General features: G+C 68.2%; 14 protein-coding genes and 1 riboswitch. Of the genes, 11 read left to right on the top strand and 3 right to left on the bottom strand.

What is annotated here, in order from left to right; all coding sequences use genetic code 11:
- Positions 1-7: 7 nt before the first annotated feature.
- Both lysX and E1292_RS25590 read left to right on the top strand, forming a co-directional pair.
- Positions 8-1,489, top strand: a complete 1,482-nt coding sequence (lysX, locus tag E1292_RS25595) for a bifunctional lysylphosphatidylglycerol synthetase/lysine--tRNA ligase LysX (protein WP_132597752.1) — start codon at positions 8-10, stop codon at positions 1,487-1,489.
- 606 nt (positions 1,490-2,095) lie between these two features.
- Positions 2,096-2,308 (top strand): helix-turn-helix domain-containing protein, encoded by a 213-nt coding sequence (locus E1292_RS25590; RefSeq protein WP_132597751.1) that lies wholly within the window; start codon positions 2,096-2,098, stop codon positions 2,306-2,308.
- Positions 2,309-2,381: 73 nt separating this feature from the next.
- Here E1292_RS25590 and E1292_RS55040 read toward each other — a convergent pair whose 3' ends face one another.
- Positions 2,382-3,338 carry a C40 family peptidase gene (locus E1292_RS55040; RefSeq protein WP_281284058.1) on the bottom strand — a complete coding sequence of 319 codons (957 nt, stop codon included), beginning with the start codon at positions 3,336-3,338 and terminating at the stop codon, positions 2,382-2,384.
- A gap of 93 nt (positions 3,339-3,431) precedes the next feature.
- Positions 3,432-3,572: riboswitch (cyclic di-AMP (ydaO/yuaA leader) on the bottom strand.
- A 268-nt stretch (positions 3,573-3,840) separates the two neighbouring features.
- Between E1292_RS55040 and E1292_RS25580 the strand changes: the two genes are divergently transcribed.
- The 6 genes from E1292_RS25580 to E1292_RS25555 all read left to right on the top strand — a co-directional run bounded on the left by E1292_RS25580 (position 3,841) and on the right by E1292_RS25555 (position 12,539).
- Complete coding sequence (locus E1292_RS25580) at positions 3,841-4,410, top strand: amino-acid N-acetyltransferase (protein WP_181958292.1); 570 nt, start codon at positions 3,841-3,843, stop codon at positions 4,408-4,410.
- An 85-nt stretch (positions 4,411-4,495) separates the two neighbouring features.
- Complete coding sequence (locus E1292_RS25575) at positions 4,496-5,959, top strand: RDD family protein (protein WP_132597749.1); 1,464 nt, start codon at positions 4,496-4,498, stop codon at positions 5,957-5,959.
- 109 nt (positions 5,960-6,068) lie between these two features.
- Positions 6,069-6,557 carry an RDD family protein gene (locus E1292_RS25570; protein ID WP_132597748.1) on the top strand — a complete coding sequence of 163 codons (489 nt, stop codon included), beginning with the start codon at positions 6,069-6,071 and terminating at the stop codon, positions 6,555-6,557.
- 517 nt (positions 6,558-7,074) lie between these two features.
- Entirely contained in the window at positions 7,075-7,407 is a 333-nt protein-coding gene (locus tag E1292_RS25565; RefSeq protein ID WP_132332025.1) for a histone-like nucleoid-structuring protein Lsr2, read from the top strand.
- 1,192 nt (positions 7,408-8,599) lie between these two features.
- Positions 8,600-11,101: an ATP-dependent Clp protease ATP-binding subunit gene (locus tag E1292_RS25560; protein WP_132597747.1), complete on the top strand. Its 2,502-nt coding sequence runs from the start codon at positions 8,600-8,602 to the stop codon at positions 11,099-11,101.
- A 496-nt stretch (positions 11,102-11,597) separates the two neighbouring features.
- Entirely contained in the window at positions 11,598-12,539 is a 942-nt protein-coding gene (locus E1292_RS25555; RefSeq protein WP_132597746.1) for a sugar phosphate isomerase/epimerase family protein, read from the top strand.
- A 193-nt stretch (positions 12,540-12,732) separates the two neighbouring features.
- Here the strand turns inward: E1292_RS25555 and E1292_RS25550 are convergent, their stop codons facing one another.
- Positions 12,733-13,203 (bottom strand): MarR family winged helix-turn-helix transcriptional regulator, encoded by a 471-nt coding sequence (locus tag E1292_RS25550; RefSeq protein ID WP_132597745.1) that lies wholly within the window; start codon positions 13,201-13,203, stop codon positions 12,733-12,735.
- 60 nt (positions 13,204-13,263) lie between these two features.
- On the opposite strand from E1292_RS25550, the gene E1292_RS25545 reads away from it, so the two are divergent.
- A complete protein-coding gene (locus E1292_RS25545; RefSeq protein ID WP_132597744.1) occupies positions 13,264-13,641 on the top strand; it encodes a cupin domain-containing protein in 378 nt (125 codons plus the stop codon).
- A 14-nt stretch (positions 13,642-13,655) separates the two neighbouring features.
- A complete protein-coding gene (locus E1292_RS25540; RefSeq protein ID WP_165974733.1) occupies positions 13,656-14,072 on the top strand; it encodes a cupin domain-containing protein in 417 nt (138 codons plus the stop codon).
- Positions 14,073-14,104: 32 nt separating this feature from the next.
- Here E1292_RS25540 and E1292_RS25535 read toward each other — a convergent pair whose 3' ends face one another.
- The gene (locus tag E1292_RS25535; protein ID WP_132597743.1) at positions 14,105-14,980 is read right to left on the bottom strand and encodes an iron-sulfur binding domain-containing protein; all 876 of its coding nucleotides are present in this window, start codon (positions 14,978-14,980) and stop codon (positions 14,105-14,107) included.
- A 360-nt stretch (positions 14,981-15,340) separates the two neighbouring features.
- Here E1292_RS25535 and E1292_RS25530 point away from each other — a divergent pair, with 360 nt between their 5' ends.
- Entirely contained in the window at positions 15,341-16,000 is a 660-nt protein-coding gene (locus E1292_RS25530; protein ID WP_246090327.1) for a hypothetical protein, read from the top strand.
- The last annotated feature ends 124 nt before the right edge of the window (positions 16,001-16,124 follow it).

The following is a 16,124-nucleotide window of genomic DNA, read 5'->3' as shown; positions in this document are numbered from 1 at the left end:
TGTTGTTGTGAGCGACGAACTTCCCGAGCAGATGCGCATCCGGAGGGAGAAGCTCGACCGCCTTCGCAGCGAGGGCGTCGACCCTTACCCGGTGACTTTCCCACGTACGGCCACCAATGCCGAGGTCAGGGAGAAATACCAGGGCCTGGAGCCCGACACCGCCACCGGCGACACGGTCTCGGTCGCGGGGCGCGTCATGCTCAACCGCGTGGGGGGCAAGCTCTGCTTCGCCACGCTCCGCGACGGCGGCGCCGACCTGCAGGTCATGATCTCGCTCGACAAGGTGGGCGAGGAGTCGCTGGCCCGCTGGAAGCACGACGTCGACCTGGGCGACCACGTGGGCGTGACCGGCGAGGTCATCACCTCGCGCAGGGGCGAGCTGTCCGTCCTGGCCGACAGCTGGCAGATCACCAGCAAGTGCCTGCGCCCGCTGCCGGAGAAGCACGTCGGCCTCACCGACCCGGAGGCGCGGGTCCGCCAGCGCTACGTCGACCTGATCGTCAACGACGAGTCGAGGAAGATGGCCAGGGTCCGCAGCGCCACGGTGCGCGCGGTGCGCGACTTCTGGCACGAGGAGGGCTACCTCGAGGTCGAGACGCCGATGTTGCAGCCGATCCACGGCGGCGCCACGGCCCGCCCGTTCAAGACCCACATCAACGCCTATGACATGGAGCTCTATCTCCGCATCGCGATCGAGCTCTACCTCAAGCGGCTCGTGGTCGGCGGCATCGAGAAGGTCTTCGAGATCAACCGCAACTTCCGCAACGAGGGCGCCGACTCGACGCACAACCCCGAGTTCACCATGGTCGAGGCCTACGGCACCTACCTCGACTACAACGGCATCGCCGACCTGACGCAGCGGATGTACCAGAAGGCCGTCGTGGCCGCCCTGGACACCTCGGTGGTCGTGCACGACGGTGTCGAGGTCGACCTGGGCATCCCCGAGTGGCCGCGCATCACCCTCTACGGCGCGGTGTCCGAGGCCGTCGGCGAGCAGATCACGACCTCCACCTCGCTCGAAGAGGTGCGTAAGATCGCCGACCGGCGCGAGATCCCCTGGGACCCGAAGTGGGGCGCGGGCAAGCTCGTGCAGGAGCTCTTCGAGGCGCTCGTCGAGCACACGATCATCCAGCCCACGTTCGTCATGGACTACCCGCTGGAGACCTCGCCGCTGGCCCGGCAGCACCGCGACGACCCGCTGGTGACGGAGAAGTGGGACCTCATCGGGTTCGGCACCGAGCTGGGCACGGGCTACTCCGAGCTCAACGACCCCATCGAGCAGCGCCGCCGCCTGGTCGAGCAGTCCTTGCTGGCCGCGGGCGGCGACCTTGAGGCCATGCAGCTCGACGAGGACTTCCTGCAGTCGCTCGAATACGCGATGCCGCCGACGGGCGGCATGGGCGCCGGCATCGACCGGATGATCATGGCCTTCACCGGCAGGAACATCCGCGAGACCATCCTGTTCCCGCTGGTCAAGCCCACCCACTGAGGCCACGTGGCCTCCCGCCGCACCGGCTGCGGCGGGAGCCCGCGCGAGCGGGTGAGCCCGGCGGGCTCTTGGCCGTGCCGTGAGAGCGGTGACGGACGATCGGCCGTCCTGCACGGGGATCGGGGCCGGGCTTGTCAGCTTCGGGTCAAGACCGCGGGCGAGTGGCGCGCCAGTGTTCGGAGTTCTCCGGGGGACGTTCGGCAGCGCCGTGCCCACCGTGACGGTGCCGCTCGCCCAGGTCCGGAAATAAAGCCACTCCTGGCTCGCCGCGTGCCGCCGCCCGTGGTGAAGAGCGGCTGCGCGTGCCCGCCGTACGTATGGATCATGCAGTAAATCGCGCGCGGAGGGATCAAAAACCGGGACGCCGGCCGGAGCGATCGGCGCCAGAGCGGGCTCGACCGGAAGGGCGCGCGGCTCGTCCGTCGCGCGGCGAAGTCCGCCGGCGTACGAGACCCGGTCACCTACGGCGGATCATGTCAATAGCGCTGGTCAAGTGCGGCGATGGTCATGCTTGACGACCTTTCCACGATGCGTTTACCGTCTGCGAGGAGCGGCTGTGGCCCGGCTAAGAGGGTCCAGGCCTGCTGTTGGGGGGGAGGGCTCCCGATGGATGTGCTCACTGAAGGCGTTGAGCTGAGCCATGCGGATCTGGCGTTACTGGCGGAACTCGCCAGAGGAGTCACGGTCGATCGGGTAGGCAGGCGACTGGACATCAGCGGCCGCACCGTACGCCGGAGGCTGCGCGGCATCTGCGACCGCATCGGCGTCGCCACCGCGATCGAGGCCGTGGCGTGGGCGGCACGCCGCCAGCTGATCTAGCGCGCCCATCGCTGCCCATCGCCGGACCCCATCGCCGGGCCCATCGCCGGGCCCGTCACCCGGGTCCAGGGCTTCAGTCGGCGATGCGCACCGCGCCCGCGAACGGCCGCCGCTCGATCGACGCGATCCGCACCACGTCACCCGTCTGAGGGGCGTGCACCATCATGCCGCCGCCCAGATAGATGCCCACGTGGTGCAGGTCGCTGTAGAAGAACACCAGGTCGCCCGGACGCATCTCGTCGCGTGAGATGTGCCGTCCGGCGGTCCACTGGTTGCCCGTGTAGTGCGGCAGCGAGATGCCCACCCGCTGGTAGGCCGCCATCACCAGGCCGGAGCAGTCGTAGGAGCCGGGGCCCTCGGCCCCCCAGACGTACGGCTTGAGCTGCTGCGTGAGCGCCCACCGTGCCGCCTGCGCGGCCTTGCCGCTGCCGGCGATCGGCAGGTTGACGCGTGTGGCGCGGGTGCCGGGACGGCCGGCCTCGCCCAGCGCCCGCTTGAACAGGTTGCTCTCGACCTTGGCGACCAGCTTGCTGATCTTGCCGCGCTTGGCGTCGAGGTCCTTGACGATCTTCTCGACCTCGCTGATGCGCGACTTGGCGCCCGCCCTGGCGCGCTCGGCGGCCTTCCTGGCCCTGGTGAGCTGGTCGAGCTCCTCGCCCTGTCGCTGCTCGATCGCGAACGTGGTCGCGGCGCGGTCGAGGAAGTCGTCGGGATTCTCTGAGGAGGTGAACGCCAGCGCCCGGCTCAGCCCGCCCGTGATGTAGGCGTTCTGGGCGAGCAGGACGGCCTTGGCGCGCTTGGCCGCCAGGTCCGTCTCGCTGGCCGCCAGCGTCTTCTGCGCGGCCTCGGCGGCCTTCTTGGCCGTCTTCAGCTTCTCCCGCTGCCCGTTGTACTGCTCGGTCAGCGTCTCGATCTCGGTGTGCATCTTCTCGACCCGCGCGGCGAGGTCTTTGAGCGAGGGCTTGGGGTCGGCGGACGCCGGGCCGGTGGGAACCGCGAGCAGCAGCGCGGCGATTGTGAAACTCGCCACACCGAGGCGGTGGCGCAACGGGGCGCGTTCCGGAGGGCGGGCGTGCTTGCCCGCCGACTGCCTCCCACGGTTGAGCGTGCGCTTCACCAACCAGGCTCCTCTCATAGACGCCTACCGGGTTAGCTGACGGGTTCGGGCCGGAGCAGCCCTACCGAAAAACTCGGATTCACCCCGTGATGGCGGTCGCCACCGGCGGGTCCCCGGCTTCCCTGAGGAATTGAGCGTGTCTCCCCGCGCGCGACACGCGGGGAACATCGTCGCTGGACACTAATGCACTCCGGGTTCCTGCTCAACCAGAACTGCCAACTCTGTAGAGGTTTCACAACTGAAGGGTCACAAGGTGATCTCGGTGCCAGTCGTGCAGTAGCGACTGTATGTGGTGCTTCCTCCCGAACGATTGCCCGGTGCGACGTCGTGCTCGCCCGGCCACGAGATGTAACAGGATGGGCGGAGACATGTGAGTTAGGTCCGAGCCGTAATGACATCTGTACTCTGGAGAGCCATGGAGCAGGTGGCCGAACTGACTGTGCCCGAGACCGCGGTGGTGGTCCGGCGTGCGCGCACGCCTGACGTGCGGGGGGTCAGGCGCCTGGTCGACGCCTATGCGGGCGCGGGCCCGCGGCTCCTGAAAAAGGCCACGGTGACCCTGTACGAAGACGTACAGGAGTTCTGGGTGGCCGAGCGTGGCGGGCAGGTCGTCGGCTGTGGCGCGCTCCACGTGCTCTGGGAGGACCTCGCAGAGGTCCGCACGGTGGCGGTCGATCCCGAATGCCGCGGCATGGGAGTCGGCCACCGGATCGTCTCAGCGCTGATCCAGCAGGCCAAAGATCTTGGTCTGCAGCGTGTATTCTGTCTTACTTTTGAGGTCGACTTCTTCGCGAGGCATGGTTTTCGCCGCATCCAGGGCACGCCCGTCTCCCCCGAGGTCTACGCCGAGCTGCTGGCCTCGTACGACGAGGGTGTAGCGGAGTTCCTCGACCTGGAACACGTCAAGCCGAACACCCTGGGCAACACCCGCATGCTGCTCCATCTGACGTCGGGTGACGCGGACCTTGACCACATGGAAAGGTGATTGTTGATACCTATGTCGATACGTTGGGCAGCACAGGCATGTGTCCTGACACGTGCCACGCGCGCACTCGAAGCGAGGTGACACGGTGAGCACCGGACAGCCGCCGTACCCACAGGACGAATCCGGCGAGAACGCTGCGCCTCCCCACTACGGCCAGCAGGCTCCGGGCCGCCACCCCGGCGAGCCCGACCCCGACGTCACTGTGGTCGGCTACCGGGCGGACGACGCCTACGGGCAACAGCCCCCCCATGGTCAGCAGCAGGGCTACGGCCAGCAACCCCAGTACGGTCAGCAGCAGGGCTACGGCCAGCAACCTCAATACGGCCAGCAGCAGGGCTACGGCCAGCAACCCCAGTACGGCCAGCAGCCCCAGTCCCAGCCCGACTACGGCCAGCAGCAGGGCTACGGGCAACAACCCCAGCCGGGCCAGCAGTACGACCAGCAGTACGGTCAGCAGCCGCAGTCCCAGCCTGGCTACGGCCAGCAGCAGGGCTACGGGCAGCAGCAACAGTACGACCAGCAGTACGGTCAGCAGCAGGGCTACGGCCAGCAGCCCCAGTCCCAGCCCGGCTACGGCCAGCAGCAGGGCTATGGGCAGCAGCAACAGTCCGGCCAGCAGTACGACCAGCAGTACGGTCAGCAGCAGGGCTACGGCCAGCAGCCGCAGTCGGGCCAGCAGTACGACCAGCAGCAATACGGTCAGCAGCCGCAGTCGGGCCAGCAGTACGACCAGCAGCAATACGGTCAGCAGCCGCAGTCGGGTCAGCAGTACGACCAGCAGTACGGTCAGCAGCCGCAGTCGGGTCAGCAGTACGACCAGCAGTACGGTCAGCAGCCGCAGTCCCAGCAGGGCTACGGCCAGCAGCAGTACGGCCAGCAGGGCTACGGGCAGCCCCAGCAGCCCGGTTACGCCCAGCCCGGCTACGGCCAGCAGTACGGCGACCAGCAGTACGGCCAGGCCTACGGGCAGCCGCAGCAGGCCGGTTACGGCCAGGCTCCCTACGGCCAGCCGGGCTACGGCCCGGTCGGCGTGCAGCCGCCCGGGGCCCCCGCCCCGCTGGCGGAGTGGTGGCAGCGTCTGGTGGCGCGGCTCGTCGACGGTGTCCTGTTCGGCGTCGTGATGTTCGTGGTGTCCCTGCTGTTCACGACGTTGTTCCTGGTCACCTACGACTCGACCAGCGGCGCCACCTCGGGGATGTTCGGCTCGTTCGCGCTCAACATCGTGCTGGCCATCGTCCTCACCGCCGTCTACGTCGGTTACGACTTCCTCATGCACAAGATGAAGGGTCAGACGATCGGCAAGATGATCATGGGGATCAAGGTCGTGCCGGTGGGTCAGATGATGCCCCCCGGCGGCCTGCCCGGCGACGCCGCCATCAAGCGGGCCGGCGTCACCTGGGGCGCCTACATCCTCTATTTCCTGCCGTTCGGCACCATGCTGGCGGGCCTCGTCTGCGGCCTGAACGGCGCTTCGATGCTCTGGGACAAGCCGCTGCAGCAGACGTTCGCGGACAAGTTCGCGAACACCGTGGTGGTCAAGATCAAGTAATCGGCAGAACCGCGAAACAGGGGCCGGCTTCCCGTCGGCCTCTGTTTTGTATGTGAGGGTAGGTGCGGAATGTAGGCCTCTGAGCCGTCGATGTCGCGAGGTGAGGGTTATGGCCGGGACGTCGCCGTGGGCGGACGCGGTGCCCGCGGAATGGTGGGAACGGCTGGCCGCCCGGCTCATTGAAGCGCTCGTCTTCGGCATCGTTTATTACATTCTGTTCATTGCGCTATGGGCTGTCTTCCGGACTGTCGGCATGATGGACGTGTTCGGTGGCCGGCTGCCTGGAGTGCTCGCGTGGGCGGCCGCCGGGCTGGGTTATGCGGGCTACGACTGGTGGGCGCATTGGCGGCACGGGCGTACGTTCGGCAAGGCGATCATGCGGATCCGCCTGGCCCCGCGAGGTGTTCCGGCCCGTGCTCTGCTCAAACGCTCCCTGGTCTATCCGGGCCCTGTCATGCTCATGGGCATTCCGGTGGCCAATCTGGTGGCGGGAATGCTGCTGTTCGGTGTCGGTATGCTCATCCTGATCGACAAGCCGCTGGAGCGCGGTCCGCATGACAGACTGGCCGGAACGCGCGTGGTTAAAGATCTTCGCTGAGGCATCCGCACCTGCACGGATGTCTTTTCGCAAAATTTTCGCATGATCCGGTAAGGAGCCTGGAGAGACTGGCATTAGGCTATGGGGCGTCCGGGTTGCCCGATGTTGGTGTCCCTGCGACACGTAGGGCATCTGTGTGCCGCTATGGTCGGGTGCGGGCGGTTGTCGCCTTGTGCACCACGAGAGGGGCCGCAGCGCTCCTCCAGGAGGCGCTCCGCGCGCTTAATGCGCCCCGAAACCCCGTCAGCCGTGGAGGCGAGGACGAATGGAAGCCCTTACAGACGTATTGTCAGCGCTCATCCCCCCGGTGGTGGTGGGCGGCGCCTTCATCTTTGGCGTCGTGAAGTTGGTCCGGTCGGAGGCCCTTGGCGACCGGCGAAACCGTGAGGATCAGGCCGAGGGCCAGAACTGATCGGCTAGTCAGCCGAATCCCCGTAGCGCTGAATTGTCTCCACGCCTTTCCGGGTATATGTTTGGGCTGGCGAATGAAACAATGCTCCGCGAAAGGATTGCGTAGATGGCCAAGCAGATCCAGGAGATTCTCATCGATGACCTCGATGGGGGCGAGGCCAATGAGACGGTCAGCTTCGCTATTGACGGCTCCTCCTATGAGATTGACCTCAGCGACCTTAACGCGAAGAAGCTGAGGGACGCGCTCACGCCTTTCGTGCAGCACGCGCGCAGGGCCGGTGCCGTCACCACGCGTCGGCGTGGCCGCGGCGGCAACCGCGCGATGAGCCGCGAGAAGAGCTCGGAGATCCGGCAGTGGGCCAAGGCCCACGGCCTGCCCGTCAGCGAGCGAGGCCGCATCGCCTCCACCGTCGTCGAGAAGTACGAGCAGGCTCACTAGGAGAGCCCGCTGCTCGACCATGCGCTTATGCCGTTCGCCTAGGACCCCGGCGACCGCCATAAGCGCATGATCGTGTCCGGGCCGTGCTGAATGGCGGGACGGCCCGGATGATGATCGACTGACCCGTCCATATGCGGGCGTTTTGGTCGCGTGTTCGGTCTGGCTCTCGGCGCCGTTTCCGCGATGGGACGCTCGCATATGTGATGGCACCGCGCCCGGCGTGTCCGAATGCGCCGCGTGGCCATACCCCATTCAACGTACGCTTCTCGCCGCGAGGCGCCCGGATTGCCCGCGGGGCCGCGTCATTCGCCTACCGTCACGGACAAGCGCCGCGCTCATGGAACGCGCCATGACGGAAATCCGGGCGCCTAAAGGCCGGCGGCGATCTTCACGCGCTGTAGCCTTAACCGCGATCTCGACTCGCGCCCGGCGCCGGAAACCCCGTATGGCACGGAGGTGTGGGCATCCGCGCAAAACGCCGCCGTACACGTTGCGTGGCCCCCGGCCATAACCCACTTCGCGGAGATGCGCGGAGCGCTCATGCCCGGGGCATAACCCGCGAGCATGAGCACGCCTCGCACAATCCGCTTCCGCGAGCATGTGCGCACAATGCCGGGCCATCACGAACTGTGGTGGGCGCGCGGAATGCCGCCGGACCGCGACGGCGTGGATGCGCGCGAATGGCATGTGCGTCGCGGTGCAGTGTCTCATGATGCGAGATGAGATCGGTAACCGAGCTGACCGGAAGACGTATTACTCTGTGTGCGGTGCGCGGCGCGTGCCCCGTTGTGCTGAGGGCGTAGCACGGGCGGTTGGCCAAGCATTGCGTCGGGACATAGGATGATTGCGTAACAGATACGTACGCGGCATCTGAGATGCGCAGGTGAAGTGGCGCCCCGGTCGGCTTCGCCCCTGACGTTCGATGGCCGATCGTGGTGATCCGGATACGGTGCGGCGGCACATTTCAGCCGCTTCCGTGAAGCGTCCTAAACATCGTTCGCTTGCGGCGTATCGGGAACACGTCACCCCCGAACGGTAGTTGGATGGAGGGTGAACGCCCTGCTCCCGGGGAACGTGTCTGCTATAGAGCGTGTCAGCGGCAGTGGGCACGGTTCGCCGAGCCAGGGCTAGCATGCGGGATGACGGGACCGGATTTACCGGCCTGACTGACCGCTCTGTGAGGAGCGACGAGATGTTCGAGAGGTTCACCGACCGAGCGAGGCGTGTTGTCGTCCTGGCCCAAGAAGAGGCCAGGATGCTCAACCACAACTACATCGGCACTGAGCACATTCTTCTTGGTTTGATCCACGAAGGTGAGGGCGTAGCCGCCAAGGCTCTGGAGAGCCTCGGCATCAGCCTTGAGGGTGTGCGCCAGCAGGTCGAGGAGATCATCGGCCAGGGCCAGTCGGCTCCGTCGGGGCACATTCCGTTCACCCCGCGGGCCAAGAAGGTCCTCGAGCTGTCGCTCCGTGAGGCTTTGCAACTGGGTCACAACTACATCGGCACCGAGCACATCCTGCTCGGACTCATCCGTGAGGGTGAGGGTGTGGCCGCCCAGGTGCTGGTCAAGCTTGGAGCTGATCTCAACCGTGTCAGGCAGCAGGTCATCCAGTTGCTCCACGGCTACCAGGGCAAGGAGCCGGCCGCCGCGGGTGGCCCGCAGGAGTCGGCCCCGTCGACCTCCCTGGTGCTCGACCAGTTCGGCCGCAACCTGACCCAGGCGGCCCGCGAGGGCAAGCTGGATCCGGTCATCGGCCGCGAGAAGGAGATCGAGCGGGTCATGCAGGTCCTCTCCAGGAGGACCAAGAACAACCCCGTTCTCATCGGCGAGCCCGGCGTCGGCAAGACCGCCGTCGTCGAGGGCCTGTCGCAGAAGATCGTCAGGGGCGAGGTGCCCGAGACGCTGAAGGACAAGCAGCTCTACACGCTTGACCTCGGCGCCCTGGTCGCCGGCTCCCGCTACCGCGGTGACTTCGAAGAGCGCCTGAAGAAGGTGCTCAAGGAGATCCGCACCCGCGGCGACATCATCCTGTTCATCGACGAGCTGCACACGCTCGTGGGTGCGGGCGCCGCCGAGGGCGCGATCGACGCCGCCAGCATCCTCAAGCCCATGCTGGCCCGCGGCGAGCTGCAGACGATCGGCGCGACCACGCTCGACGAGTACCGCAAATACTTGGAGAAGGACGCGGCGCTGGAGCGGCGCTTCCAGCCGATCCAGGTGGCCGAGCCCTCGCTCAGCCACACGATCGAGATCCTCAAGGGTCTGCGCGACCGCTACGAGGCGCACCACCGCGTGTCCATCACCGACGACGCGCTGGTGGCCGCCGCGCAGCTGGCCGACCGCTACATCAGCGACCGCTACCTTCCCGACAAGGCGATCGACCTCATCGACGAGGCCGGCTCCAGGATGCGCATCCGCAGGATGACCGCGCCGCCGGACCTCCGCGAATACGACGAGAAGATCGCCAACGTCCGCCGCGACAAGGAGTCCGCGATCGACGCGCAGGACTTCGAGAAGGCCGCTGCCCTCCGTGACCAGGAGAAGCAGCTCCAGCTCAAGCGCGAGCGGCGGGAGAAGGAGTGGAAGGCCGGCGACATGGACGTCGTGGCCGAGGTCACCCAGGAGCTCATCGCCGAGGTCCTGGCGACCGCCACCGGCATCCCGGTCTTCAAGCTGACCGAGGAGGAGTCGCAGCGCCTGCTCCGCATGGAGGACGAGCTCCACAAGCGGATCATCGGCCAGGACGACGCCATCAAGGGCCTGTCGCGCTCCATCCGGCGCACCCGCGCCGGCCTGAAGGACCCGCGGCGTCCCGGCGGCTCGTTCATCTTCGCCGGCCCCTCGGGTGTCGGTAAGACCGAGCTGTCCAAGGCTCTGGCGGAGTTCCTCTTCGGCGACGAAGACGCTCTGATCAGCCTGGACATGTCCGAGTTCATGGAGAAGCACACCGTCTCCAGGCTCTTCGGCTCGCCTCCCGGCTACGTCGGCTACGAAGAGGGCGGCCAGCTCACCGAGAAGGTGCGGCGCAAGCCGTTCTCCGTGGTCCTGTTCGACGAGATCGAGAAGGCCCACCCCGACATCTTCAACTCGCTGCTGCAGATCCTGGAAGACGGTCGCCTGACCGACGCCCAGGGCCGCGTGGTCGACTTCAAGAACACGGTCATCATCATGACCACCAACCTCGGCACCCGTGACATCTCCAAGGGCATCGGGGTCGGGTTCGCGAAGTCCAACGACGCCGACTCCAACTACGACCGGATGAAGAGCAAGGTGCAGGAAGAGCTCAAGCAGCACTTCCGGCCCGAGTTCCTCAACCGCGTCGACGACATCGTGGTCTTCCACCAGCTGACGCCGGCCGAGATCATCAAGATCGTCGATCTGATGCTCAACCAGGTCGACGCCAGGCTGAAGGACCGCGACATGGGGCTCGACGTCTCGCCCGAGGCCAAGCAGTTGCTGGCCGACCGCGGCTACGACCCGGTCATGGGCGCCCGTCCGCTGCGGCGTACGATCCAGCGCGAGCTGGAAGACTCCTTGTCGGAGAAGATCCTTTACGGCGAGCTCCGTCCGGGGCAGGTCGTCAAGGTGACCATCGAAGGCGAGGGCGACGACGCCAAGTTCGTCTTCAAGGGCGAGTCCGCCGCGAAGGTGCCCGACTCGGCCGCCGCGATCGCAGCGCCGATCCAGCGCTGACGTCCGGTTCTCCGAAAGCCCCCGCGTGGAGCGTCGTCCACGCGGGGGCTTTCGCGTGTGCGCCCGTCTCGGCGCTGAGGCGCTGTCTGAGAGCTTGCCCGGGCGGCCCCGGTCACCGATGCCGTGGTCGGTGTGGTTGCCGCTCAGCGGCATGATGAACCGTGCGGCGGTGGCCCTGCCGGCCCTTGCGAATGGTCTCGAGATCGTCAATCCGGCCCGGCGTGACAGACCGCGCATCTAGCATGACGTACCCCCTAAGGTCCCGTGACCTCGGCCGGGTGCGGTCGTTGCGCAATCGTTCAGGAGTTCGGGTGTTTCGCCACGCGAAGTAGTACTACACTGTGTAGAGCTTCGCCTTGACGGTGACTGCTCCCTCGGGAGTAGTACGAAGTCAACTCAGGGCGGACGCGCTCGCCACCCGTCGGCAGGCATGCTCACAGGGTTCGCACGTCCAAGGCGGGCGACGGGAAGACACAACGCAAGCCTGGAGGAACCGATGCGCCTGCGTCACGATGACGGAACGCTCGTTCACCTCGCCTACAACGCAGGCGTCCACCCCGCTGAGGACCTGGAGAACCTGATCGCCCACCTGACCCGCTACGCCGTGCCCGTGCGCAAGCGGCTGGGGGTCGAGCGGATGGGCATCGGGCTGTGGTTGTCGGCGGCCGTCGCCGACCACCTCACGGCCGACCGCATCGAGCTCGTACGCCTGCGCCGCTCCCTGGAGGAGCGCGGCCTGGAGGTCGTGAGCCTCAACGGCACCGGCGGGCGCAACCAGGAGGTGCCCGGGCCCGACTGGGCCAAGCCCGAGCGCTACCGCTACACGATGGCGCTGGCCAAGATTTTGGCGTTCCTGCTCCCCGACGACGTACGGTTCGGCAGCATCTCGACGATACCGATCGGGTGGCGCCGCGACTGGCCCGCCGACCTGCACTCCATCGCCACCCGCCGGCTCGAACGGCTGGCGCGCGAGCTGCGCGGCATCTACAGCGTGACCGGCAAGACGATCAGAGTCGGGTTCGAGCCGTGGCCCGGGTGCGTGCTGGAGACGACCGAGCAGGCGCTGGAGCGGGTGTGCGGCATCGACTCCGAGCATCTGGGCGTGTGCCTGGACGCCTGCCACCTGGCCGGCGGAGCCGAGGAGCCCGGTGTGGCGCTCAAGGGGCTGGCCGAGGCCGGCGCGCCGGTGGTCAAGCTGGGGCACGTGCACAGCCACACGGGGGAGACGCCGAGCAGCACGGGCGCCGTGCTGCACGACACGCTGACGGCGATGTTGTCGGGGGCGGTCAGCGGGAGCGCGCACATCGAGGTGGAGACGCACAACCTGATGGTGCCTGGGCGGGCCAAGGGGCCTGGGGCGCTGGTGTCGCTGCTCGCCGACGAGCTGGCCTGGGCCCGTACGAACCTCACCAGCCTGGGCCTGCAACTGGCCGCCTAGGAAGCCGCGCCGCGTCGCGGGGCGGGCCTGATCGAGGGGTCCGCGTCACGAAGCGAGGTCCGGGCCCGACTTCCGGCCTGCCGGGCCTCGCAACCACTCACCCACCCGAACGCGGGCCGGCGTTCCTCGACGTCTTCCCCGGCAGGTGGGGTTCGTCCGGGCGCGTTCGGATGGTCCGGCCTGGAGGGGCCGGTCAGAGGGAGCCGAACCAGCCGGGGGTGTCGAGGCGCCAGAGGCCGTCCGGGGTGACCTTCCGCAGGTCGGCTTCGAGGGCCTGCAGCCGTTCCTCGCCGAGTTCGTGCGCCCACCGGGCGCGGAGGTCGTCGAAGATGCGAGCCGAGCGGTTCAGCGCGTCCATCCCGTACGGCGTGAGCCGGGCGATCTTGCGCCGGGTGTCGTGGGAGTCCGTGGTGCGTTCGACGTAGCCGACGCGTTCGAGGGTGTCGATGGTCTTGCCCGCGGCCTGTTTGGAGACGCCGAGCATGCGGCCCAGCTCGACGGCGGTGGTGCCGCGCGGGCCGATCGCCTGCATGACGAACCCGTGCATGGGCCGCAGGTCCGGGTGGCCCTGGCGGGCCAGCTCGGCGTGCAGCTCGTCGATCAGCATCCTGAAGGCGAGCAGCAGGCGGAGCGGGAGTTCGAAGCCGGGGGCGTCGCTTGACATGATAGACAACCTGATTGACTATATGGACAACGTAGTTGCCTATATTAGGAGCTTCAGGACGTGACTGTCATTCGTGACGCCGAGGCGCGGCGGTCGGAGACCCCTGGAGGGGTCATGACGACGTTCGCCTCGCCGACGCAGGGAGGGGCCTCGCGAGCCCTGTGGCGGGTGGATGCCAAGCCCGGCGCGCGCGGGCCCGTGCATGACTTCGACAGCGAGCAGGTGTGGAGCTGGACGGCCGGAGCAGCCGTCGTCGAACTGGACGGTGACCGGTTCGAGGTCGCGGCGGGCGACACCGTCGTCATCCCCGCGCACACCGTGAGGCGCGTGCTCGCCGACCCCGGCAGCGGCTACACCGCCGTCGTGACGGCCCCGGCGGGCGCCAGGGCCCTGGCCGAGAACGGCGCCGACTACGGCGTCCCGCCGTGGATCGTCTGAGGAGGGTGATTCTCGTGACCATTGTCCTGTCCGCTGAATCCCGCAGGATCGAGACGCCCAACGGCGTCATGACCACACTCGCCTCGCCGTCGCAGGGAGGGGCGGAGCAGGCCGTGTGGCGGGTGGACGCCCGGCCCGGCATGGTGGGGCCGGTGCACGCGTTCGACGCCGAGCTGGTGTGGACGTGGCTAGACGGCGCGGCCGTCGTCGAGCTCGGAGGCGAGCGGTTCGAGGTCGGCGCGGGGGACACCATGGTGCTCCCCGCCGGCGTGAGCAGGCAGATGCTCGCCGACCCCGAGCGCGGGTTCGTCTCGATCGTCGCCGCGCCTCCCGGCGCCCACGTCTACAACCCCGGCGGCGTGTCGGCGCCGGACGCCTGCGACCTGGCCCCCAAGGGCGCGGAACGCACCGTCCCGCCCTGGGCCAGGTAGCAGCGCGCCGGTGCCCGAGCAGGGCCTGGGCGTCAGGAGTGGGGGAGGCGGTAGGTGCCGTCGTCGAGGGGTTCGGCGAGGCCGTCGGCGACCAGGCCGTCCAGGGCGCGCTCGCGCTGCACCGCGTCGTCCCACACGGCGTCGAGGGCCGCCTTGGGGACCGGCCCGTGAGCGGACCTGAGCACTGCGAGGAGGCGGCCGCGGCACTGGCGGTCGGTGCCCGCGTACGTCTGGCCCTTGCGCGCGGGGCCGGCGTGCGGCGGCTTGCCGGCCAGCCGCCACGCGCACAGGTCGGTGATCGGGCAGTCGGCGCAGCGCGGGGCGCGGGCCGTGCAGACCAGCGCGCCGAGCTCCATCACCGCCACGCCCCAGCGGGGCGCGTCCAGCTCGGGCAGAAGTGCCTCCGCCAACCGCCGCTCGGCCGCGGAGGTGGCCGTGGGCGGATATTGCTCGGCGCGCACCGCACGCGCGAACACCCTGCGGACGTTGGTGTCGAGGACGGCGTGGCGGCCGCCGTACGCGAAGCTGGCGACCGCGGCGGCGGTGTATTCGCCGATGCCGGGCAGGGACAGCAGGGTCGCGTGGTCGGACGGCACCTCGCCGCCGTGTTCCTCGGCGACGGCCCTGGCGCACGCGTGGAGCCGCAGCGCCCTGCGCGGATAGCCGAGCCGGCCCCAATGGCGTACGGCTTCGCCGGGCTGCTCGGCGGCCAGTGCCTTGGGAGTCGGCCAGCGGGCCATCCACTCGTGCCAGACGGGCAGGACGCGGACGACCGGGGTCTGCTGGAGCATGATCTCGCTGACGAGCACGCCCCACGGCGTCGCGTCGGGAGCACGCCAGGGGAGGTCTCGGGCGTTGTCGGCGTACCAGTCGAGAACGGGGGCGTGCAGGAGGTTCGGCTCAACCACGCGGTCAAGCGTATGTCGAGTTCGCAGGCTTCGGCGTGTCGTCACTCTTCGTGGCTGGACAATTACCATGCTGAGCGTTGTGACTCCTCCGCTCCCGCAAGGGAGAGGCCTTCCGCTGAGCCGCTTCCGCGGCCCGGCGAAGGGCGAGCCCTCACACACTGCTCGAGCGCGGCGTCCCGCTCGCTGGTGGGGCGCAACGGGGAAGTGAGCGACCGACCTGCGCACACCCACCTCCGGACTCTCACGACCAGCAAGGCAACGACCACAGGAACCGACCAGATCGGAAGGGAGGGAGCGCGGGGTCCTCCACCTGACGAAGCAGGTGGGGAGCACCGCGCGAACCCGATGGACCCGGATTCGATGCGCGGCGACGGCGGTGACGTCTACTGGCGGCGTCGGATGAGCGTGCTGGTGGCGGTTCTCGTCGTGGTGGCCGTGGTGGCGTGGGCGTGCTCGAGCGGTGGCAGCGGACCGGACCGTTCCAGCGCGCAGTCGTCACCGAGCCCCACGCCCAGCGCGGATCCGCTGCTCGCCGGGCTGCGTACGCTGGCTCTGGGCACGGCCAGCCCGTCGCCGACTCCGACGGCCACCCCCACGCCGACCCCCACCGTGGGGCAGAGAGAGCCCGGCCAGCCCTGCGTCGAGGAAGATCTGGTGCTCAGCCTCCAGAGCGGCAAGGAGCAGATCTACGCGGGCGACGCCCGGCCCACCTTCCTGGTCACGCTGGTCAACACCGGGCCCGTGATGTGCACGGCCGACGTGGGGCCGCGGGCCATGGAGATCCGCATCACCTCGGGGGCGGACCGGATCTGGTCGAACGCCGACTGCGTCGACGGGCCGGGGACGGAGGTCGAGCAGCTCCAGCGGGGGGTGCCTTATGTGCGGTCGCTGGAATGGGACCGCCGCCGCTCCAACGCCGCCTGCCAGGGCACCCCTGCGGCCGCGCTGCCGGGCACGTACGTGGCCACCGTGCGCATGGGCGGGCTCCGCAGCGGCAAGGGGGTCTTCCACCTCCGCTAGTACTCCAGTGACACTTGGCGATCTTGCAGCGTTCGGGTCACATGGCGACGGCCACCGCGTGATCATTCGGAGTTTGTGAAGACAACCAAAGATCGTGCGGTGGCCGCGAGCCACAGCGTAGACC

Source organism: Nonomuraea deserti, assembly GCF_004348685.1.
Classification (GTDB): Bacteria; Actinomycetota; Actinomycetes; order Streptosporangiales; family Streptosporangiaceae; genus Nonomuraea; species Nonomuraea deserti.
This window is presented reverse-complemented; position numbering and strand designations above follow the sequence as displayed.